The organism is Rheinheimera sp. MM224, assembly GCF_947090785.1.
Taxonomy (GTDB): domain Bacteria; phylum Pseudomonadota; class Gammaproteobacteria; order Enterobacterales; family Alteromonadaceae; genus Pararheinheimera.
Window position 1 is genome coordinate 3523572 of record NZ_OX352320.1, and the last position, 21060, is coordinate 3544631.

20 protein-coding genes are annotated in these 21060 nt (G+C 45.9%); 10 read left to right on the plus strand and 10 right to left on the minus strand.

The window, feature by feature from the left end; genetic code table 11:
* Positions 1–45: 45 nt before the first annotated feature.
* Positions 46–1620, minus strand: a complete 1575-nt coding sequence (gene murJ, locus OM978_RS16670) for a murein biosynthesis integral membrane protein MurJ (protein WP_264343396.1) — start codon at positions 1618–1620, stop codon at positions 46–48.
* 172 nt (positions 1621–1792) lie between these two features.
* On the opposite strand from murJ, the gene rpsT reads away from it, so the two are divergent.
* Positions 1793–2068 carry a 30S ribosomal protein S20 gene (rpsT, locus tag OM978_RS16675; RefSeq protein ID WP_008900529.1) on the plus strand — a complete coding sequence of 92 codons (276 nt, stop codon included), beginning with the start codon at positions 1793–1795 and terminating at the stop codon, positions 2066–2068.
* Between the two features lie 354 nt (positions 2069–2422).
* Here the strand turns inward: rpsT and OM978_RS16680 are convergent, their stop codons facing one another.
* Positions 2423–2722 (minus strand): ArsR/SmtB family transcription factor, encoded by a 300-nt coding sequence (locus OM978_RS16680; RefSeq protein ID WP_053425924.1) that lies wholly within the window; start codon positions 2720–2722, stop codon positions 2423–2425.
* 237 nt (positions 2723–2959) lie between these two features.
* On the opposite strand from OM978_RS16680, the gene OM978_RS16685 reads away from it, so the two are divergent.
* The gene (locus OM978_RS16685; protein ID WP_264343399.1) at positions 2960–4297 is read left to right on the plus strand and encodes a M20/M25/M40 family metallo-hydrolase; all 1338 of its coding nucleotides are present in this window, start codon (positions 2960–2962) and stop codon (positions 4295–4297) included.
* Between the two features lie 308 nt (positions 4298–4605).
* A complete protein-coding gene (locus OM978_RS16690; protein WP_264343400.1) occupies positions 4606–4794 on the plus strand; it encodes a hypothetical protein in 189 nt (62 codons plus the stop codon).
* Positions 4795–4808: 14 nt separating this feature from the next.
* On the opposite strand, the gene OM978_RS16695 is transcribed toward OM978_RS16690, so the two are convergent.
* The gene (locus OM978_RS16695; RefSeq protein ID WP_264343401.1) at positions 4809–5168 is read right to left on the minus strand and encodes a hypothetical protein; all 360 of its coding nucleotides are present in this window, start codon (positions 5166–5168) and stop codon (positions 4809–4811) included.
* Positions 5169–5411: 243 nt separating this feature from the next.
* Here OM978_RS16695 and smrA point away from each other — a divergent pair, with 243 nt between their 5' ends.
* Positions 5412–5990, plus strand: a complete 579-nt coding sequence (gene smrA / locus OM978_RS16700; RefSeq protein ID WP_264343403.1) for a DNA endonuclease SmrA — start codon at positions 5412–5414, stop codon at positions 5988–5990.
* A 36-nt stretch (positions 5991–6026) separates the two neighbouring features.
* On the opposite strand, the gene OM978_RS16705 is transcribed toward smrA, so the two are convergent.
* From OM978_RS16705 to OM978_RS16715, 3 genes are all read right to left on the minus strand, one after another.
* Positions 6027–6170, minus strand: coding sequence for a hypothetical protein (locus OM978_RS16705; RefSeq protein WP_264343405.1), 144 nt, complete (start codon positions 6168–6170; stop codon positions 6027–6029).
* A 187-nt stretch (positions 6171–6357) separates the two neighbouring features.
* Complete coding sequence (locus OM978_RS16710; protein ID WP_264343406.1) at positions 6358–7122, minus strand: enoyl-CoA hydratase-related protein; 765 nt, start codon at positions 7120–7122, stop codon at positions 6358–6360.
* On the minus strand, positions 7122–8042 hold the full coding sequence (locus OM978_RS16715; RefSeq protein WP_264343407.1) for a 2-hydroxyacid dehydrogenase: 921 nt from the start codon (positions 8040–8042) through the stop codon (positions 7122–7124). The genes OM978_RS16710 and OM978_RS16715 overlap by 1 nt, the downstream gene beginning before the upstream one ends.
* 102 nt (positions 8043–8144) lie before the next feature.
* On the opposite strand from OM978_RS16715, the gene OM978_RS16720 reads away from it, so the two are divergent.
* The 3 genes from OM978_RS16720 (at position 8145) to OM978_RS16730 (ending at position 11647) form a co-directional block, all read left to right on the plus strand.
* Complete coding sequence (locus tag OM978_RS16720) at positions 8145–8948, plus strand: UDP-2,3-diacylglucosamine diphosphatase (protein ID WP_264343409.1); 804 nt, start codon at positions 8145–8147, stop codon at positions 8946–8948.
* A 100-nt stretch (positions 8949–9048) separates the two neighbouring features.
* Complete coding sequence (locus tag OM978_RS16725; RefSeq protein ID WP_264343410.1) at positions 9049–10755, plus strand: lysophospholipid acyltransferase family protein; 1707 nt, start codon at positions 9049–9051, stop codon at positions 10753–10755.
* Positions 10756–10945: 190 nt separating this feature from the next.
* Complete coding sequence (locus OM978_RS16730; RefSeq protein ID WP_264343411.1) at positions 10946–11647, plus strand: OmpW/AlkL family protein; 702 nt, start codon at positions 10946–10948, stop codon at positions 11645–11647.
* 61 nt (positions 11648–11708) lie between these two features.
* Here OM978_RS16730 and OM978_RS16735 read toward each other — a convergent pair whose 3' ends face one another.
* Both OM978_RS16735 and purL read right to left on the minus strand, forming a co-directional pair.
* Positions 11709–12371, minus strand: coding sequence for a PilZ domain-containing protein (locus OM978_RS16735; protein WP_264343412.1), 663 nt, complete (start codon positions 12369–12371; stop codon positions 11709–11711).
* A 218-nt stretch (positions 12372–12589) separates the two neighbouring features.
* Complete coding sequence (gene purL / locus OM978_RS16740; RefSeq protein WP_264343413.1) at positions 12590–16483, minus strand: phosphoribosylformylglycinamidine synthase; 3894 nt, start codon at positions 16481–16483, stop codon at positions 12590–12592.
* Between the two features lie 151 nt (positions 16484–16634).
* On the opposite strand from purL, the gene mltF reads away from it, so the two are divergent.
* Both mltF and OM978_RS16750 read left to right on the plus strand, forming a co-directional pair.
* Complete coding sequence (gene mltF / locus OM978_RS16745; protein WP_264343414.1) at positions 16635–18086, plus strand: membrane-bound lytic murein transglycosylase MltF; 1452 nt, start codon at positions 16635–16637, stop codon at positions 18084–18086.
* Positions 18087–18142: 56 nt separating this feature from the next.
* Positions 18143–18310, plus strand: coding sequence for a hypothetical protein (locus OM978_RS16750; RefSeq protein WP_264343415.1), 168 nt, complete (start codon positions 18143–18145; stop codon positions 18308–18310).
* On the opposite strand, the gene tadA is transcribed toward OM978_RS16750, so the two are convergent.
* A complete protein-coding gene (gene tadA / locus OM978_RS16755; RefSeq protein WP_264343416.1) occupies positions 18300–18821 on the minus strand; it encodes a tRNA adenosine(34) deaminase TadA in 522 nt (173 codons plus the stop codon). The two genes, OM978_RS16750 and tadA, sit on opposite strands and share 11 nt — an antisense overlap.
* A gap of 211 nt (positions 18822–19032) precedes the next feature.
* On the opposite strand from tadA, the gene OM978_RS16760 reads away from it, so the two are divergent.
* Positions 19033–19251 carry a hypothetical protein gene (locus OM978_RS16760; RefSeq protein ID WP_264343417.1) on the plus strand — a complete coding sequence of 73 codons (219 nt, stop codon included), beginning with the start codon at positions 19033–19035 and terminating at the stop codon, positions 19249–19251.
* Positions 19252–19412: 161 nt separating this feature from the next.
* Here the strand turns inward: OM978_RS16760 and guaA are convergent, their stop codons facing one another.
* Positions 19413–20990 (minus strand): glutamine-hydrolyzing GMP synthase, encoded by a 1578-nt coding sequence (guaA, locus tag OM978_RS16765; protein ID WP_264343418.1) that lies wholly within the window; start codon positions 20988–20990, stop codon positions 19413–19415.
* Positions 20991–21060 lie beyond the last annotated feature (70 nt).

Here is a 21060-nt window from a genome sequence, read left to right on the forward strand (position 1 = left end):
TTCTTACTCTGCTGCTGCAAAAAGAGCCTGATTATACCCATATAATCATTTGCTTTCAGCATTTGTCTGGCGTTTAAAATCGTTCAAACGCACACCAAACACAAAAAGTAAAACAAAGTAGGCCACAATAGCAAAGCCAAAATAGGCCAACAAATGCAGCACCTGGCCTGATAAACCTAAGGCTATCCAGCCTGTCAGATCCGGTATGACATAAAACAAAGAGCCCGCCATTAGCGCTGCGGCGATAAAAGCCTTAGCGATAAACCAGCTGGTTTTGCTGCTAAAACTATAGATATCGCGCTGCTTTAAACCGCGATACAGCAAATACGCATTTAAAGTACCGGATAAGGCTGTCGCTAATGCCAGACCGACATAACTTAAAAAAGGTGCCAGCATCAGGTTAAACACCATATTGGCGACCATAGCTATAATGGCGATCCGCACCGGAGTTTTTATATCCTGGCGCGCATAAAAAGCAGGGGCCAGCACTTTAATCAGCATCAGCGCCACCAAGCCAGTGTTATAAGCAATAAGGCTATGCGAAGTTTTTATCACATCATCCGCCGTGAATTCACCGCGCATAAAGACCGAAGCAATAATAGGTTCAGCCAGCACTATTAAACCCAGCATGGATGGAATACCAAACAAACAAATAAAACGCACAGCCCAATCGAGGGTGTATTTAAAAGCCTCTTCGCTGGCTGAGGCGTAATGACGTGACAAGCCTGGCAAAATCACAGTGGCAATAGCAATACCAAATAAACCTAAAGGAAACTCCAGTAAACGGTCAGAGTAATACAACCAGCTGACAGCGCCTGTCATTAAAAAAGACGCAATAATTGCATCCAGTAATAAGTTAATCTGACTGACTGAGACACCAAATAAAGCTGGGATCATTAAAGTGCGGATTTTCGTGACGTTTGGATCTTTCCAGCCCCAGCGTGGCATTACCAGTAATCCGGCTTTGGCTAAAAACGGCAACTGGAATAAAAACTGAATTAAACCACCTAAAAATACCCCCCAGGCAATGGCTTCAGCCGGGTCCTGCATTTGCGGTGCAAGATAAATAGCAGCCCCTATCATGGCGATATTTAAAAATACCGGTGTAAAAGCCGCGACCGCAAACTTGTTATAGGTATTCAGCACAGCACCAGATAAAGCGACAAAGGTGATAAACCACAAATAAGGAAAAGTGATTTTTAGCAAGAAACTGGCTTGCAGGTATTTATCACCTTCTGGTGCGCCGTCTAAATAAGCGCTAAACCAGCCGGCACCAAATAACATCATCAACACAGGAGAACCAATCACAGCGACTAAAGTGACGCCTGTGACAATAAAACCCAGAGTCCCTGCAGCTTTGGCAATCAGTTCACGTACTGCATCGTCGCCATGTTTTTCTTTTACTTCAGCCAGTACAGGCACAAAAGCTTGTGAAAAAGCCCCTTCAGCAAATAAACGTCGCAAAAAATTAGGAATACGGTTGGCCATAAAAAATACGTCGGCCATAGCACCTGCGCCCAATACGTTGGCGACAATCACATCCCGGACTAAGCCAAGTACCCGTGAAATAAGGGTCATAAAGCTTACGATCATGCCTGATTTTAATAATTTTCCTGACACAGACTGCTCCTGCAACGACATTTCTGCTATTTTCACCCGAGTCAGAGTGGATTACCAGCGAAGGGCTAATTTTATTCTGTAATCTGTCAAGGAAACCATTTGACAAGGGCCTACAAAATAGGCATATTATGCGGCCTTTAAAGGTCCCGGTTTAGTTTTTAGGAGTGTTACCTTGGCTAACATCAAGTCTGCTAAGAAGCGCGCTATTCAATCAGAAAAGCGTCGTCAGCAAAACGCAAGTCAGCGCTCAATGATGCGTACTTTCATGAAGAAAACATACGCTGCAGTGTTAACTGCTGATCTGGCTGCTTCACAAGAAGCGTTCAAAAAGATGGTTCCAATTTTGGATCGTATGGCAGACAAAGGTCTGATCCATAAGAACAAAGCTGCCCGTCATAAGTCACGCTTAAATGCACACGTTAAAGCTTTAGCTACTAAAGCAGCTTAATTTCAATTCGCTGTTGTTCGCAGCAGCTTATTGTGACAGTGCAATAAAAAAACCACCGCAAGGTGGTTTTTTTATTCGCCGTCATCCATGACGCTCACCCTTCGGGCCATCGTCGCTTCGCTCCAATGTTAACAATTGCTCCATGCAATTATTTATTCGTTACCATCCATGGTGCTCACCCTATCGGGCCAACGCGTTGCGTTGTTCAAAATTGCTCCTGGCAATTTTGTATTCGCCGTCATCCATGACGCTCACCCTCCGGGCCATCGTCGCTTTGCTCCGATGTTAAAAATCGTTCCTGACGATCTTTTATATTCGCTACCATCCGTGGAGCTAAAAACCTCAGACCGTCCTTTATTTCTTCTCACAATAGAGTTTATGCAGCAGTCCAATCAAAGCGACAGCTTCTTCACTATGAATACGATAAAACACGGTTTGAGCTTCTTTACGGGTTTTGACCAGTTTTTGCCGTCTAAGCACGGCTAAATGCTGAGACAAAGCAGACTGACTTAAACCTAACTTATCATTCATCTCTGTGACTGATAACTCAGACTCCAGCAAATAACACAAAATCAGCAAACGGCGTTCATTGGAAACCGCCTTCAGCAGCTTGGCTGCCTGCGCCGAATTCTTCAGCATTTCTTCCAATTTCATTTTGTTGCTTCTTACAGGTGAAAAAAAAGCATTATGCCGCTGGGTAGATGACTGAAACAATACGATCTATTCTCATCTGTCGTATTTCAGGCTGTACCTGACTCATAGAAGCAAAGTCGCATGCTTTCGACTCACAACTGACCTCCGGCTTTGGCTTTTTGTCGCAATCTAAAGATTTGCTTTGATGCAGGCATGCTACATTGGCCGCATTATTACAATACAGGGTGCATATTACAGATGAAGCTTTGGCAAAAAATCATTTCGGGCGCTTTATTTGCTCCAGCAGCATGGGCCGCCACTACTCCAGCTACTTTGGATCAGGATTTAGCTTATAAACTGGTGGAGTCTTTAACAGTGGAAGTGGGTCCGCGTATAGCAGGCAGCGAAGCAGACCGTCGCGCCGTGCAATGGGCTGTGGCTAATTTAAAACAGCTGGGTTATGACAAAGTCTGGACTGAAGAATTTGAAATGCCAGGTTGGACTCGTGGGCAGGCCAGCCTTGAAGTGATTAGCCCTTTCGCTCAACCTTTTGTATTAACCTCCTTAGGTGGTTCGGTGGGAACGCCAGCACAGGGCATTACAGCTGCTGTGGTGATGTTTGACAGCATTGAAGCTTTGGAAAAAGCCGATGCAGCCTCAGTCAAAGGCAAAATTGTTTTTATCAACAAACCTATGGCCAAAGACAAATCCGGATCTTTTTATGGCCAGGTGGTAGCAGCCCGCTCTCGGGGAGCTGTTGAGGCTGCCAGGTTAGGTGCTGTAGCTATAGTGATTCGCTCAGTTGGCACCAGTAACAACAGATTTGCTCATACAGGCACTATGAAGTACGACGAAGCCATCCCTAAAATTCCTGCCGTGGCTATTTCCGTACCTGATGCGCAGAACCTGGCAAAAATGCTGGAACGTTCACCAAAAGTAGAATTAAAACTACAAATGGATAACCAACTGCAAACTGCGACCAGCCATAACGTGATAGCGGAAATCACCGGCACAGAAAAGCCTGACGAAATTGTGCTGATCAGTGGTCACCTGGATTCATGGGATCAAGGCACTGGCGCTTTAGATGATGGTGCAGGCGTGGCTTTAGCTATGGCCACCGGCGCTTTAATTAAACAAAAAGGCAAACCTAAGCGCACAATCCGCGTTGTACTCTATGGCAACGAAGAAGGTGGATTGTTAGGAGCAAGGGCTTATGCCGCTAAGCACCATAAAGATTTAGGGAAACATATTTTAGCTGCTGAATCTGACTTTGGTGCAGGTCGTATCTGGCAAATTGAAAGTCGGTTTGGCGACAAAGCTCTGCCCTTTGCCAAAGAGTTACAACAGAAACTGGCACATCTGAATATTGCTTTAGGTGGCAATACAACTTACGGCGGTCCTGATGTTTCTGTATTGGCTCAGGCAGGTGTTCCAGTAGTGGCTTTATCACAGGATGGCACCGACTATTTTGACTATCACCACACGCCAAATGACACACTGGACAAAATAGACCCTGACTCCTTAAAACAAAACTTGCAAGCATGGCTCATCATGACCGAAACTGTTGCCAACAGCACAGTTAACTTACGTCACTAATGGCCAAACAAATCAAAAAGGCCTCGCTTTTAAGCGAGGCCGACAAACAAAAACTATTAAAAAAAGCCGGCAACAAAAAGCCACTGACTCAACCGCAAACAACAGCTACACCCACTTCGGTTACGCGGACGGTTTCACGTTCTGCAGCGCGGCTTACTCCTGCAGAAGAGCAGTCAAGCACTTCGACAGCCAAAACTATTAAACTATGGAGTGGCTTAGCCGCGTTTGTGCTCGCCGCTTTTATCATAGCCCCTACACCTCAATTGCTTGAATACCATAGCGCTGGTTTAACCACTCAAAGTGTATACATGCCAGGTTGGTTTGGAAAAGCAGGCACTATCCTGGACACCAATCAACGCGCAGTGCTGTCAGAAGAAGAGCAGACGTTGTATTTATGTTTTGAAGGCCAGAGCAATGAGCAGTGTGCTAAATACCAGTTGCGTAAACAACAGGGTTTGATTGCCGCAGCTATCTTCTGGTTTTCCTCACGCCCTTAACCCAGAGGCTGACTTCAGGACTGCCGGCGCCAGCAAATCCGGCACAACCAAAGTTGTATACCCAGCACCAGCAAAATCATCGCAGACGGATACAACAAAAAACTCTGCGCATAGCTAAACAACAAAACACCACTGCTCAGATAAATAAATGGCTGCAGTTCATAACACCAAAATGGCAAAGCGCCCTGCTCTTTAAATTTGATACCGTATGGGCTGCGGCGCTTGTCGGTGCGTATAACCCAGACCACAGCACCAACAAATATCAGTACGACACCAAATAATGTAGCAGTCCAATGCGGCAGCCATAACACGCTTTGTGAACCACTGATCACATAAAGGTAAGGTAAAGTTTCATAAAGCCGTTCGGGGATCATGATGCTCTCCTTGCAGGAATGAAAGTCACTTTAAGCATAGCTTAAGGTTAATTATTTGTTATAAATAATCACTTTTTGTATCAGAGCACAACCTAAATTATTGAGTTTGAAACAAAGTCTTTTTCGATGATTTGAGGTTACTGTCAAAGGCTGACGAAAAACCCGGATATCCCTACTGCGACTTCAAATAGGGCAGGTATATAATACGGCAATTCACGGTCAGCTTAAGCTGGAGTAGTACCAATGCATGACGATGAGCTGGACTTATTTTTACAGGAAATGGCTGGAGTAAAACGCTTAAATGCCGATGCGCTAGCCGATCCTAATGGAGAACATAACCCAAGCCTTGCGCAGCTGGCACGGCGTAAAGCTGCAGAGCAGGAAATGGAATACGATCCTAACTATCTGAGTATGGAGTACGTCGATTTGGTTGCACCTGACGATGAGATTGCTTATAAAAAAGATGGTGTACAGGACGGTGTCTACAAGAATCTGCGGCTGGGTAAATACCAGATGGATGCGACCCTGAATCTGCTTGGCAAAACCTTAATTGAAGCCAGGGCTGCTTTGTATAGTTTTATCGCAGATTGTCATCAGCGTGGTATCCGGACTTTATTGATCCACCACGGTATGGGGCGTGACAGTAAACCTCATCCGGCTATTTTAAAAAGTTACTGTTTCAAATGGTTACCACAAATGCCGGAAGTATTAGCTTGTCATACCGCCTTAAAACCTCATGGTGGTTATGCAGCCACTTATGTGCTTTTGCAGAAAAATGCAGAACAAAAACGGGAAAACCGCGAGCGGCATCAGAAGAAATAACAAATACCCCCACAAGGTGGGGGCATTTGATTCGAGCTATCCTTCGATGGATTGCTGTTCTTGTAAATAATGAGTCACTTGTGTAGCTTCAGCCTTCGTTAAAAAAGCCGACAATGCCATTAATAACACCAAAATGGCGATTGCAGTAAAGCCAAAACCGCGACTGGACGCTTTACGCATACAAAACCTCAGACTAAAAAATATTGTTATTGTTCTTGCTTTTTTGTGGATCTTGAGCAATCCAAAACCAGTGTAGACAACTTGTTGTTTAGTTACAAGATTTACAATCATTTACAGATGATTTTCTGATAAAGAGACAAGCAGAGTCACACAATGGCCTCTGCTTTTTGACTTTTAATGGCAAGTTTTAGCTTTTAGTCGCCAGTTTATGCTGCAAAGCGGCTATAGCCTGACGTGCGGCGTCCTGCTGCAAACTATAAAATTGTTGCTGATACTCAAACTCTACTGCCTGACTATGTTCTTTACAGTGCAATAGCTGACGCATTGAGCTTTTGGTCTGTCGCACTAATGCCGTAGGGACGGCGGCCAAATCAGCAGTCATCGCCAAAGCTCTTGGTAATAATTGATCAACAGCCAACACTTCTTTGACTAAACCATACTGCCAGGCCTGTTCGGCAGTTAAACGCTCACCACAAAACAACATCGCCATAGCTTGTTGCCAACCGATCAGTTGAGGCAGTAACCAGCCATGCCCTCCACCCGGATGCAAAGCCAGCTGGAAAAAACGACTGTCAAACCAGGCTTCTTTGCTGGCTAAACGAATATCACAGACCATCGCCAGATTCATGCCAGCCCCCACAGCTGGACCATTGACCAAGGCTATGGTCAGCAGTGGAGAATCTGCCACCTGACTAAAAGCCTGATACAGCTGTTTGAGCTCTGTACCATCGCCATCTGCCGCATGCTGCAATACATCCAAATCAGCGCCAGCGCAAAAAGCCCGCTCTGTGCCCATCACACACAACACTTTGAGTTCATCATCCAAACTCAATTGATGCACAGCTGCTGCAATTTGTAGCGCAATGTCAGGTGTTAACAAATTACGTTTTTCAGCCGCTGTCAGTTGTAATAGTGCAACATGACCATGTTTCTCAATGATAAAACCATCCATCAGTAGCCTCTTTCCCTGTTGACCAGATGCTTTAAAGGTAGCCCATTTAGCGTACGCTGATAGTTTTCAACAATCTGATGAATAGCAGTGTCCACATTGGTCACTGCTGAACAATGCGGAGTGACCAATACAGCCGGATGCTGCCAATATGGATCAGTCGCAGGCAGAGGCTCCTGACGGAATACATCCAGACAAGCAGCCTGTAAATGGCCAGAGTCCAAAGCCGCCAATAATGCGGCATCATCTACTATGGCACCACGGGCTACGTTAACGAGAATTGCGCCCGGTTTAAAAGCACTAAGACGCTCTGTATTTAAAAAGTTGTTGGTATCAGGTGTCAGAGGCAATAAACAAATCACCAGATCGGCATCAGAGACTGCCTCTTTAAAACCAGCGTCACCGGCGTAGCACTGGATAGCCTCCAGCTGTTTTAAGCTACGTGACCAGCCACTGACCCGGTAACCCTGCAGCTGAAAGTGATTCGCTGCCGCCTGTCCTAATTCACCTAAACCCAATACACAAATCTGTTTAATCGAGCGTGGGCTTTTCGGCTTCCACAGTTGTTGTTGCTGCTGACGCTGAAATAAATCCAGCCGTAACTGGTAATGCAGCACTATACCAGCCAGATAGTTGACCATAGAGGAGGCCAAAGCCGGATCAACAATGCGGCTTAACGGCAAGTCCGGCAAAGTTGGATCAGACACAATGCTGTCGACACCGGCACCAAAAGACTGCAGGCTTTTTAAATGACTTAACGCCGCTAACGAACCATGGGGCTGCTTCCAGACCACCGCCATCTGCACCTGTTCAGGTGCGCTGTAATCCGGCCATTGTTGGATTAAAACTCCAGGCAATAAGGCACTTAACTTTTCAACTAAAGCATCTAACTTACGATCGGGGATCACCAGGGCTATAGACATCTGTTCACCAAAGCTTCAAGTTTTCGTCATATCTCTGACATGGGTAAACCCCATTCTACCCGAGCCTGAAGAACCAAGGCCAACAATTCGCAGGAGCTTTGTATGCTGCATTGTCGAACGATCTTCTTGTCTGACATTCATTTAGGAAATAAAGACTGTCAGGCGACCTATCTGTTGAACTTCCTCAATCAAACCAAAGCTGACACCATTTACCTGCTGGGCGATATCCTCGACTTGTGGGCCATGCAAAAACAAGTGTGTTGGAGCCCGGAGCAAAACGCCGTGATCCAAAGCCTGCTGGCCAAAGCCGATCAGGGCACTGAAGTCATTTATATTCCGGGCAACCATGATGAAGAATTCCGCCACTGGGCAGGTCGCCAGTTTGGCACCATCAAATTACAATTACGCGGCTGCCATACTACGGCTTTAGGGAAAAAGCTGCTGTTATTGCACGGCGATGAGTTTGACAAAGAAGTGAACTTTGGTCGTTTTCACGCCTGGCTGGGTGACAATCTGTATGACTTCTTACTGTTTTTAAATCGCTGGAGCAATCGTATTCGCCGTGCTTTAGGTGGACGTTATTTCAGTTTGGCTGCCTTTATCAAAAGCAAAGTACCAGGTGCTCAGCAGGCGATTGCCCGCTACCGTGACGCAGCTGTGGCGAAAGCCAAACGTTCAGGTTTTGATGGTGTGGTCTGTGGCCATATTCATCATCCGGAAATCAGCCTGCAGGATGGTATTATTTACTGCAACGTCGGCGACTGGATTGATAACTGCACAGCCTTGATAGAGCAGCAGGATGGCTCATTAACGCTGTATCACTGGACAGAACAAAGCCATACGCTGGCTGCCATGCCGATGGCCGTGCTTAGCGAGGAACAACCTGCTCAGAGCAAAGTCGCCTGAGCAGGCTAAAATTTCCACAAAAAGCCATAAATCTGACGCATTTTTGTCATGTTAACCCCCTACTCTCTGCATAGACAGTGGCTCTTACAGAGGTATCGCTATGATCAGTGTTGACCAAATGATGCAAACGCATCTGCCAAAACTCGAACAAAAACCCTGGTTAGCCAAACCGGTCAAAGGCGCCTTACGCCATCTGCTACACGAACAGGAATTTATCGCCTTCGCCAAACGTTATCCGCATTTGCAGGGTATTGAATTTGTAGAACAAGTGCTGGATTACTTTAACTTCGCCTACGCAGTACGTGACAACGAAGTGGAGCGTATTCCAAGTACTGGCCGTGTCGTGATTATCGCCAACCACCCTATCGGATCTTTAGATGGTTTAGCTTTGATTAAACTGGTGCGGGATATACGTCCTGATGTCAAAGTGATCGCCAATCAGCTATTAATGGCCGTTGAACCTCTGCATTCTCTGTTGTTGCCTGTAAATAACATGAGTGGTGGTACTGAACGCAGTCGTATCGATCGTATCAGTGATCACTTAGCAGCCGAAGGTGCGCTGATTCTATTTCCAGCCGGTGAAGTATCACGCTTAAAACCCAATGGTATTCGTGATGGCAAATGGCATGGCGGTTTTTTACGTTTTGCGATGAATGCCAAAGCCCCTATTTTGCCTATTTATATAGACGGCCGTAACTCTGCGATGTTTTATGGCGCTTCGATGATTTACAAGCCACTGGCTACTATGTTGCTGGTGCAAGAGATGTTTAATCAGAAGCATAAAAACATCGCTATGCGAATTGGTGAACAAATTCCTTATGACAGCTTTGCTCATCTGCAATTAGAAACTCAGGCCAAAGTAAAACTATTTAAAAAACACTTGTATCGTCTGGCCAAAGACAAATCGCCGCTGTTTAAGACTCAAACTGCGATAGCGCATCCTGAAGACCGTATTTTGCTGAAAAAAGCAGTTGAAGCCTGCCCTCTGTTGGGTGAAACCAGCGATGGCAAACAAATTTATTTATATCAGTATCAGCAAAGCTCGCCTGTACTGCGCGAAATTGGCCGTTTACGTGAAATTGCCTTTCGGGCCGTAGGTGAAGGCAGCGGTCAGCGCCGTGATATCGATCAGTACGACAGCTACTACGAGCAACTGATTTTATGGGATAAAGACGATTTAGAAATAGTCGGAGCTTACCGTTTTGCTAACACAGCTAAAGTAATGGCGGAGAAAGGCCTTGCAGGCTTGTATACGGCATCTTTATTCCAGTTTAACCCTGCGATGACGCCCTATTTAGATCAGGGTCTTGAGCTGGGTCGCAGCTTTGTGCAACCCCGTTACTGGGGCAAACGTAGTCTGGATTATTTGTGGTACGGCATAGGGGCTTACTTAAAACAAAATCCGGATATCCGTTATTTATTTGGTGGTGTCAGCTTATCTAATAGCTACCCTAAAGCCGCACGGGATCTGATGGTGTATTTTTACAGCCTGTATTTCCGTTGCCCTGAACAAAGTGCTGTGCCAAATATTCCTTACGAATTGCCTATGGATACCTTAAGTCAGCTACAGCAACATTTTACCGGGGATAGCTACAGTCAGGACTTTGTCCAGTTAAAGCATTTATTGGCCAATATGGGCGTCAGCATCCCTACTTTGTATAAACAATACAGTGAACTGACCGAACCTGGTGGTGTGCGCTTTCTGGCTTTTGGTGTGGATCCTGATTTTGCTGACTGTGTAGATGGTTTAGTACTGGTGGATATGACCATGCTGAAAGAAAATAAAAAAGCCCGCTATATTTCCTGACATCTTATGAAGAGCAACCTGAATAGCTGTATTCCGGTTGCTTTTATTCCTTTCCCCTTCCATTTTTTGTTTTATATCAATAAAAACCTTAAAGAGACTAAGGGTTTATAGCAACTATTGATCTGGGGCAAAGTTTAACCACAGCAGAAGCGCAGAATGACGCCAGTTTCTCAAGCTAAGGATCATTCTGATGAAAACAAGTTACAAAACAATCGCTTCTTTATTGTTAGCCGCCTCTGCCGCTCCGGCTCTGGCTAACTGGTCAGTGAATGTTGGCGCCATTACTGTGGCACCTCAAGAGTCCAGCGGTCATTTGAATGTGGTCGAGACTGTGGCTGGCTTACCAGCAAATTCCACTGAAGTGGCGGTGGACAACAATACCCAATTGGGCATTACCATTGACTATCAACTGAATAAAAACTGGACCCTGGAGTTGATTGCTGCCACCCCATTTAAACATGATATGCAGGTCAAAGGTTCAGCCATTGATGGCTTAGCACTGGGCAGCAGTAAACAATTACCTCCCACCTTATTAGCCCAGTATCATTTTGATTTAGGTGACAGCAGATTCGACCCCTTTATCGGTTTAGGTCTGAATTACACTAACTTCTTTCAGGAAAAAGTCTCTGGCGAATTAGTCAGTACCTTGCAAGCACTGAATGTGGCAGATGCAGATGACAAAGTAGAACTGAAGTTAAAAGATTCATGGGGACTGGCTATGCAGGCAGGTGTTAATGTGAAACTGGCAGACAGCTGGGGTGTACATCTGATGCTAAGTAAAATGGATATAGATACCACTGGTCGTGTGCTGGTGAACAATAACACCATTCAGTCAGTCGATGTCAGTATCGATCCTTATGTATGGATGATTGGTGCCCGTTATTCGTTTTAATAGCCAATGCTTTAAAAGCGTCCTTCTGACTCAACGAATTGTCGGGTCAGAAGGGCTTTTCTCAGGAAGCAACCGCCAACTTATCCAGGTACAGCTGTGGCAGGTTAAACTGAATACCAATAGAGAGCCCACGTTCCTCTAGTCTGGAGTTACGTACTTCACCTTGAATTTGTTGATCAATACCTACTTTTTCACATTGGATATGCAGAACTATAGGCGCCAGATTGACCTTGCTGCCCTGATGAGAAGGGTCAAACAAAAAACGGCAACCACCGCTGGATACATCAATCACGTGGCCACGAAAACTGCGGGCACTTTGCACAACTTCCAGATTGAGCCGCACCGAAGCTGGGATAAAAATACTGTTACGTCTTTCGTTACGTAAAGCACGACGTTGTATCGCGGAAGGAAAGCTGATTACAGCCAATTTATCAGGAAAACGGATCAACTGCAGCAATTCAGATTTAAAAGCAAAACATTCGCCGACCGAATTTTCGACTAAAAACCGACAGACCACAGCCAAACCGTTAATAAAAAAGCGATCCGGCAGAGTGTCGTCTTCTACTCTGAACAATACATATTTACCAGCTTTGTAGCCAACCAGTTCGCAGCTACAGCGGCTTTTGCGTTGATCCAATAACTCAAGGTCAAAGCGCTGACCAATTTTAACATGGGACAGCCATTCTTTATTGTCAGGTTGTTCGGAGCTAACTACAACTTCCATACCTTATCCTTCAGGCCTCACCGACTTCATGTCGGACATCTCACTCAAACAGGTGAATAAACAGAGATGGAGCTAGTTTGTAAAAAAACCGAAGAAGGATCAAGGATAAAACGAAAATATCTGCAAATATAGTAAATTCACACACAAAATTTAAAATAAACGTTACATAAAATACAAAACCTGCCGAAGCAGGTCTTGTTTATATCACTTTTACGGTATTAACCTAACCAGACGCGAGCATTACGGAACATCCGCATCCATGGGCTGTCTTCCTGCCATTCATCCGGATGCCAGCTGTTTGCTACAGTGCGGAATACCCGCTCAGGGTGAGGCATCATAATGGTGACACGACCATCAGTGGTCGTTAACGAAGTAATACCCAGCGGTGAACCGTTTGGATTCGATGGGTATTGGGTCGTCACATTGCCGTAGTTATCGACAAAACGTAAGGCCACTGTACCGCTTTGATCAGCTGCCTGCAGTGCTGTTTGCGATGCAAACTCTGCATGACCTTCACCGTGTGATACAGCGATAGGCATACGGGATCCTGCCATACCTTTAAAGAATAAAGAGGCACTTTCCTGTACTTCCACCAGGCTGAAACGGGCTTCAAAACGCTCAGACTTGTTACGGACGAAACGTGGCCATAAATCAGCACCTGGGATCAGGCTCTTCAGATTCGACATCATCTGACAACCGTTACAGACCCCTAAACTGAAGGTGCTTTCACGTTCAAAAAACGCAGCAAATTCAGCGCGGGCTTTGTCGTTAAACAGCACAGACTTAGCCCAGCCTTCGCCGGCACCCAGTACGTCACCGTACGAGAAGCCACCACAAGCCACTAAGCCGTTAAATTCAGCCAATGAACGACGGCCTGACAGTATGTCGCTCATATGCACGTCAACCGCATTAAAGCCTGCTCTGTTGTAGGCAGCTGCCATTTCAACATGAGAGTTCACACCCTGCTCACGCAGAATAGCCACTTTAGGCTGTGCGCCTTTCAGGATATAAGGGGCAGCCACATCTTCGTTCAGGTCAAAGCTTAATTTTGCATTTAAGCCAGGGTCTGTGACATCAGCTTTAGCTACAAATTCCTGACGGGCTCCTTCAGGGTTATCACGCATCAACTGCATTTGATAGGTAGTTTCAGCCCAGATGGTACGTAAAGTAGTACGGCTGTTGCTATACACCAGCTGATCACCGTGACTGATCTGAATTTGATCGTCCGTGGTGACTTCACCTAATAAATGCGCCACAGCAGATAAATCATGCTGAGCCAAAATCGCTTGAACTACTGGTAAATCGCTGTTCGCCACTTGCAGCACTGCGCCTAACTCTTCACTGAACAGCACAGCCAGGTTATCCGTACCTAAGCTCTGGATATCCACTTTCACACCAGCTTTACCGGCAAATGCCATTTCAGCTAGTGTGACAAATAAGCCACCGTCAGAACGGTCGTGGTAGGCCAGTAATTTCTGCTGAGCCACTAAAGCCTGTACTGCCTGATAGAAGTTCATCAGTAATTCAGGGCTTTCCAGATCTGGTGCTGTCTGGCCTAACTGCTTATAGACCTGAGCTAAACAGGATGCGCCTAAACGATTGGCACCCTGACCTAAATCCAGCAGGATCAGGCTGCTTGCGCCTTTGTCAGTACGCAGCTGTGGTGTCACAGTACGACGCACATCTTCAACACGGGCAAAAGCTGTGATAATCAAAGATAAAGGTGAGGTGACTGTCTTCTGTTCACCATCCTGTTGCCAGCTGGTTTTCATCGACATCGAATCTTTACCTACAGGGATAGTTAAACCCATAGCAGGACATAACTCTTCACCTATGGCTTTGACTGCCTGATACAAACCAGCGTCTTCACCAGGGTGACCTGCAGCAGACATCCAGTTGGCCGACAGTTTGATATGTTTAATATCACCAATCTGAGTCGCCGCAATGTTAGTAATAGATTCAGCCACAGCCAAACGGGCCGAAGCAGCAAAGTCTAATAACGCGACAGGCGTACGTTCGCCCATCGACATGGCTTCACCATGGTAAGTGTCATACGAAGCTGCAGTCACACCGCAGTTCGCTACAGGCACCTGCCATGGACCCACCATCTGATCACGCGCCACTAAACCTGTGACTGTGCGATCGCCAATGGTGATCAGGAAAGTTTTTTCAGCAATGGTAGGTAAACGTAATAAACGCTCAGCGGCATCGGCCACTGTCACGCCGTTCAGGTCTAAAGCTTTGCCTTCTGTGACTTGAGTTTTCACATCACGGTGCATTTTAGGCGCTTTGCCCAGCAACACGTTCAGTGGCAGATCAATAGGTGTATTGCCAAAATGCTGGTCCGACAAGGTCAGGTGGTGTTCAGCAGTGGCTTCACCCACTACAGCATAAGGTGCACGTTCACGCTTACAAATTTCCTCAAACACTGGCATTTGATCGGCAGGAATGGCCATCACATAACGTTCCTGTGATTCGTTACACCAGATTTCCAGTGGCGACATGCCTGGCTCGTCGTTTGGCACGTTACGTAATTCGAACTTACCACCAACACCACCGTCGTTCACCAGCTCAGGGAAGGCGTTGGACAAACCACCAGCGCCTACGTCATGGATAAAACAAATAGGGTTTTTATCGCCCAGCTGCCAGCAGCGGTCGATCACTTCCTGACAACGGCGTTCAATTTCAGGGTTTTCACGTTGTACTGAGGCAAAATCTAAATCTTCAGCCGATTGGCCTGAAGCCATAGAAGAAGCAGCTCCGCCACCTAAACCAATGTTCATGGCCGGGCCACCCAGCACTACTAACTTGGCGCCAACAGGTAACAAACCTTTTTGTACGTGTTCAGCACGGATATTACCTAAACCACCGGCAATCATAATAGGCTTGTGGTAACCACGTACTTCTTCGCCATTGTGACTTGGTACTTTTTCTTCGTAGGTACGGAAGTAACCCAGAATATTTGGACGACCAAATTCGTTGTTAAAGGCGGCACCACCTAAAGGACCATCAGTCATGATGTCCAAAGCAGTCACTATACGGTCTGGTTTACCAAAGTCGGTTTCCCACGGTTGTTCAAAACCAGGAATACGTAAGTTGGATACAGAAAAACCTGACAAACCGGCTTTTGGCTTAGCGCCTACACCTGTAGCACCTTCGTCACGGATTTCACCACCAGAACCAGTAGCAGCACCAGGGAATGGAGAAATAGCTGTTGGGTGGTTATGAGTTTCCACTTTCATCAACACATGAATATCTTCATGGTTGTAGCCATATTCCTGAGTGTCAGCAGATGGGAAAAAACGACCGGCTTTAGAGCCTGTCATTACAGCAGCATTGTCTTTATATGCAGACAACACGTGTTCCGGTGTTTTTTCAAACGTATTTTTAATCATTTTAAACAGCGACTTCGGCTGTTGTTCGCCATCTATGGTCCAGTCGGCGTTAAAAATTTTATGACGGCAGTGCTCAGAGTTGGCCTGCGCAAACATATAGAGTTCGATATCATTTGGGTTACGACCCAACTGATTAAAATTCGTCACCAGATAATCGATTTCATCGTCGGCTAAGGCCAGACCCATGTCGATATTGGCTTTGACTAAAGCCTCGCGGCCACCAGCGATAATATCCACTGAACTTAAAGGTGCTGGTTCAGCTTTACGGAATAAGGCAGAAGCTTGTTCAAACTCGCTGAACACCACTTCCATCATGCGGTCGTGTACTAAGCCTTTTAACTGCTGCAGCTGAGTTTCAGTCAAAGTTGCTGTGGTCTGGATATAATAAGCCACACCACGCTCTAAACGTTTTACCTGACTCAGGCCACAGTTTTTGGCAATATCAGTCGCTTTAGACGACCAGGGAGAAATAGTGCCAGGGCGCGGCGTCACCACCAGCAATAAACCTTCTGGTGTATGGCTGACGATAGTAGGTCCGTAAGTCAGCAATTTGCTTAAAGTCGTCTGTTGTTCAGCCGACAGTTCGCTGCTTAAATCAGCAAAATGCATAAATTCGGCATAAACACCATTCACAGGCAAATTGGTTTTGACACAAAGATCGATGAACTTCTGAACTCTAAACTCGGACAGTGCAGGTGCACCACGCAGGATCAACATAGGTTTTTTTTCCGTTGGTTGAGCGACAATGGAACCCAAAATCAGGCGCCGCATTATAAAGAAAAAACCGCTGTAATGGTATGAATAAGATCTGACGACCAGCAGGAATTTTGGTATAAATGGCGCTCTTTGTGATGAAAGGCATAACCGGATGATTCGATTTGGTATTTTAGGAGCTGTATTAACAGCAGTAGTTTCTTGTACTCCGGTGCAGGAACCTGTTCAGCTTCATGAAATTTATCAAAGAGATAGCATTCGTGTTGGCATTTTAAACAGCCCTACCAGCTATTATGTCGGCGCTGATGGCCCAACGGGCTACGACTATGAACTGTCACTGGCATTAGCAGAAAAATTAGGTGTTGAACTGGAGTTATTCCCCAGTTATCAGCGTGAAGAATTACTGCAAAAGCTCGACTCCGGTCAGGTTGATTATATAGCGGGCGGTTTGGCTGTAACAGAAAGCCGGAAACAGAAGTATCGCATAGCGCCAGCTTATTTATGGCGTAACGAAGTGCTGGTGTACCGTAAGGGCCAGAAAAAGCCAAATAGCTTCAAAGATATCAAAGAACCAGTGCTGGTACCCAAAGACAGCTCTTTGGCAGAAACCTTAAGTGCTGTGCAAAAAGACCATCCACAGTTGCAGTGGCAGGAAAGTGAATCCGAAGATGCCGATGAACTGCTGCAACAGGTCGAAGACGGCAAAATTCCTTATACCCTGGTCGATTCCAACTTACTGGCCGTCAATCAGCGTTTTTTTCCTAACTTAACAGTCGCCTTTAAAGTGAAAGAACAACAGCCTGTGGCCTGGCTTTTGAGTAACAAAGCAGACGACTCATTCTGGGCCGTGTTGATTGAATTTTTTGGTCAGAATTATCAGTCCGGCGATTTATTAAGTCTGGAAGATAAATACTTTGGTCATATCCGCCGTTTTGATTACGTCGCGACTCTGGACTACATCAAAGCCATTGAAAAAGACTTACCCCGTTATCAGCCCTTATTTGAAAAGTATGCCGGTAACTTTGATTGGCGCCTACTGGCTGCTATTGGTTATCAGGAGTCGAATTGGCGCCCTGAAGCCCGCAGTTCGACTGGTGTGGTGGGAATGATGATGCTGACCGTCGGGACAGCGCAAATAATGGGCGTCAGCAGTCGCTTAGACCCGGCACAAAGCATCAAAGGCGGTAGTAAATATCTGCAACGCATGCTTGAGAGTATTCCTGAGCGAATTCAAATGCCGGACCGGCTTTGGTTTGCCATCGCCGCCTATAACATTGGCTGGGGTCATGTTGAAAGCGCCAGGGTGCTAACAGAACGGGATGGCGCGAACCCGGATCAATGGCATGAAGTCAAACAACGCTTACCTTTACTACAGCAAAAACGTTATTACCAGAACACCAGGCTGGGTTACGCCCGCGGTGCTCAGGCTGTTTATTATGTTGAAAACGTCCGTCGTTTCTACGATACGCTGTTATGGGTTGATGAAAAGAAAAAAACTGAGCAAAGGTTAGATCAGCAAAAACAGCGGCTTAACGAGCAGTTTGGCGATAAAGCCGTAAATTCAGCAGAAAAGTCAGGGAACATCGGCACTCCTAAGCAGTCTTAATCTTGTAACTGCATCGCTAAGCTTTTATATTAGCGAAAATAATTTGGAGTCATTGAATGTTAAAACGTAAAAAACCAACAATGCAGCGCAAGCGGCGATTAATGGATGTTGCATCCAGCAGAAGACGAGTGAGCCGTAATATGACAATGTTAAAGTTAAACAGACGTCGCCGCTCTTTCCAATCTATCCAGGATTTAGCCAGCGCCACTGAAGCTACTGCTTAAACTGCCCTTCCCTAACACTCTGTTGTTTTTCCAGCTGTTTTAATGCCTTTTGTTCTGCCCTGCGACGGCGGAAAAATTCAGAGAGTTTGTCTGCGCATTGCTGCGCCAAAGGACCATCCAGGACATCCAACTGGTGATTCAACACCGGATGCCGCACTATATCCAGCACAGAGCCCGCAGCGCCGGTTTTTGCATCTTTAGCGCCAAACACCAGGCGTTTTACTCTACTGTGCACTAAAAGACCAGCACACATAGCACAAGGCTCTAAAGTGACATACAAGGTGCAATCAATCAGGCGGTAATTGCCAATTTTTGCTGCAGCCTGCCGGATGGCGAGCATTTCAGCATGAGCAGATGGGTCATTCAGTTGAATCGACTGATTCCAGCCTTCCCCCAGCACCACACCGTCTTTAACCAGCACAGCACCTACCGGAATTTCACCACTTTGTTCAGCCTTATCAGCCAGCTGCAAGGCATACTGCATCCAGTGTAAATCGTCTTGTTCTGTCACCTTTTCTCCTTGCGCTGCTGTTGCATGTGGCTAATTTTACCAGCTCTGGTTAAGCTTTTGACTATCTTTTAGCAAGTTTGCTTAACGCTGCCTCTATAGAAATAGGTTAAGCATTTGAAAATAAACAAGATAGTAACTATGGTATAACACTTGCTGCTTGTTGTAGGCTTATTATTCAGTTTAGTTAATACAGACTTAGGGAAGGAAAATCATGGGACCATTTGAAATAGGTTTTGTCGCTGTTGTTGGCGCTTTTGGTTATGCTTTTTATGAAAACTACACCAAAACACAAATCAAACTAAAAAGCGCTGGTCAGTCGAGTGACGAAATAAAACAGCAATTAGATCAATTAAAAGAGCGGGTAGCCACTTTAGAAGCCATAGTGACGGATAAGTCCTACCAGCTGAAACACGAAATCAATAAGCTGTAAAAAGCGAAAGGGGCAGATTAAATCTGCCCCTTTTCTATCCAAAGTAATTGGAGTTGCAGCTAGGCAACAAGTGTTCGAGACCCAAGGAGCATAGTTGTCCTATGTGACTGGGGCAAGAACGCGCAGTCAACAAAGCTGCAGCTTCAAGTAAGAAGGATAAATTATTCCCACTCAATAGTTGCTGGTGGCTTACCGGAGATGTCGTAGACCACACGGGAAATACCGTTCACTTCATTGATAATGCGGTTAGACACCTGACCTAACAACTCGTATGGCAAATGCGCCCAATGTGCTGTCATAAAGTCGATGGTTTCTACGGCGCGGATCGACACAACCCAGTCGTATTTACGGCCATCGCCCATTACGCCCACAGATTTCACTGGCAGGAATACGGTAAAGGCCTGACTGACTTTGTCATACCAGCCTGAATTACGCAGCTCTTCGATAAAAATCGCGTCGGCTTTGCGTAATAAATCACAGTATTCTTTTTTCACTTCACCTAATACACGAACACCTAAACCAGGGCCTGGGAAAGGGTGACGGTACAGCATGTCGTAGGGCAAACCTAAAGCTAAACCCACTTTGCGCACTTCATCTTTAAAGAGTTCACGCAGTGGCTCGACTAAACCCATTTTCATATCAGCAGGTAAACCACCAACATTATGGTGCGACTTAATCACATGAGCTTTACCGGTTTTAGAAGCTGCTGATTCAATCACGTCAGGGTAAATAGTACCCTGAGCTAACCAGCGGGCATTGCTTAGTTTTTTCGCTTCTTCGTCAAATACTTCAACAAATACACGACCGATAATTTTACGTTTGGCTTCAGGTTCTGCTTCACCTTTTAAGGCGTCGAGGAAACGGTTTTCAGCTTTGACATGGATAATGTTCAGACCAAAATGGTCACCAAACATTTCCATCACTTGGGTGCCTTCGTTTAAACGTAATAAACCGTTATCGACAAAGACACAAGTCAGGTTTTTGCCGATAGCGCGGTGTAATAACATCGCCACTACGGAGGAGTCGACACCACCTGATAAACCTAAAATCACCTGATCATCACCGACCTGCTTTTTGATATTGGCAATAGCGTCATCAATAATGGTGGCCGGAGTCCAGAGTTTTTCACAACCACAGATATCGACCACAAACTGCTCTAACATGCGCAGGCCCTGACGGGTATGAGTTACTTCAGGGTGGAACTGTACGCCATAGAACTGACGGGCTTCATCAGCCATAGCAGCATGAGGGCAAGTTGGTGTTTGCGCTGTAGTGACAAAACCCTGTGGGATTTGCACTACTTTGTCGCCATGACTCATCCAGACATCCAGTAAACCGCGGCCTTGTTCGTTCAGATGATCTTCAATACCGGTGAACATGGCATTTTCTGCAATCAGTTCAACCTGAGCATAACCAAATTCACGGTGATCGGAGCTGGACACTTTACCGCCCAGTTGTTCAGCCATGGTCTGCATGCCGTAGCAAACACCCAGCACAGGCACACCGGCTTCAAATACATAAGATGGCGCACGAGGCGAGCCGGCTTCAGTCACACTTTCAGGACCACCAGATAAAATAATACCGGTTGGAGCAAATTCAGCGATTTGTTCAGCAGTAACGTCCCATGCCCACAGCTCACAATAAACGCCAATTTCACGCACACGACGGGCGATCAGCTGAGTGTATTGCGAACCGAAGTCGAGGATCAGAATTCGATGGAAGTGAATGTTTTTGCTCATAATCACCTTGTAGTAACAAATGTCGAATGGATAAAACACAGAGGCTGGCAAAACGCCAGCCTCTGATTAA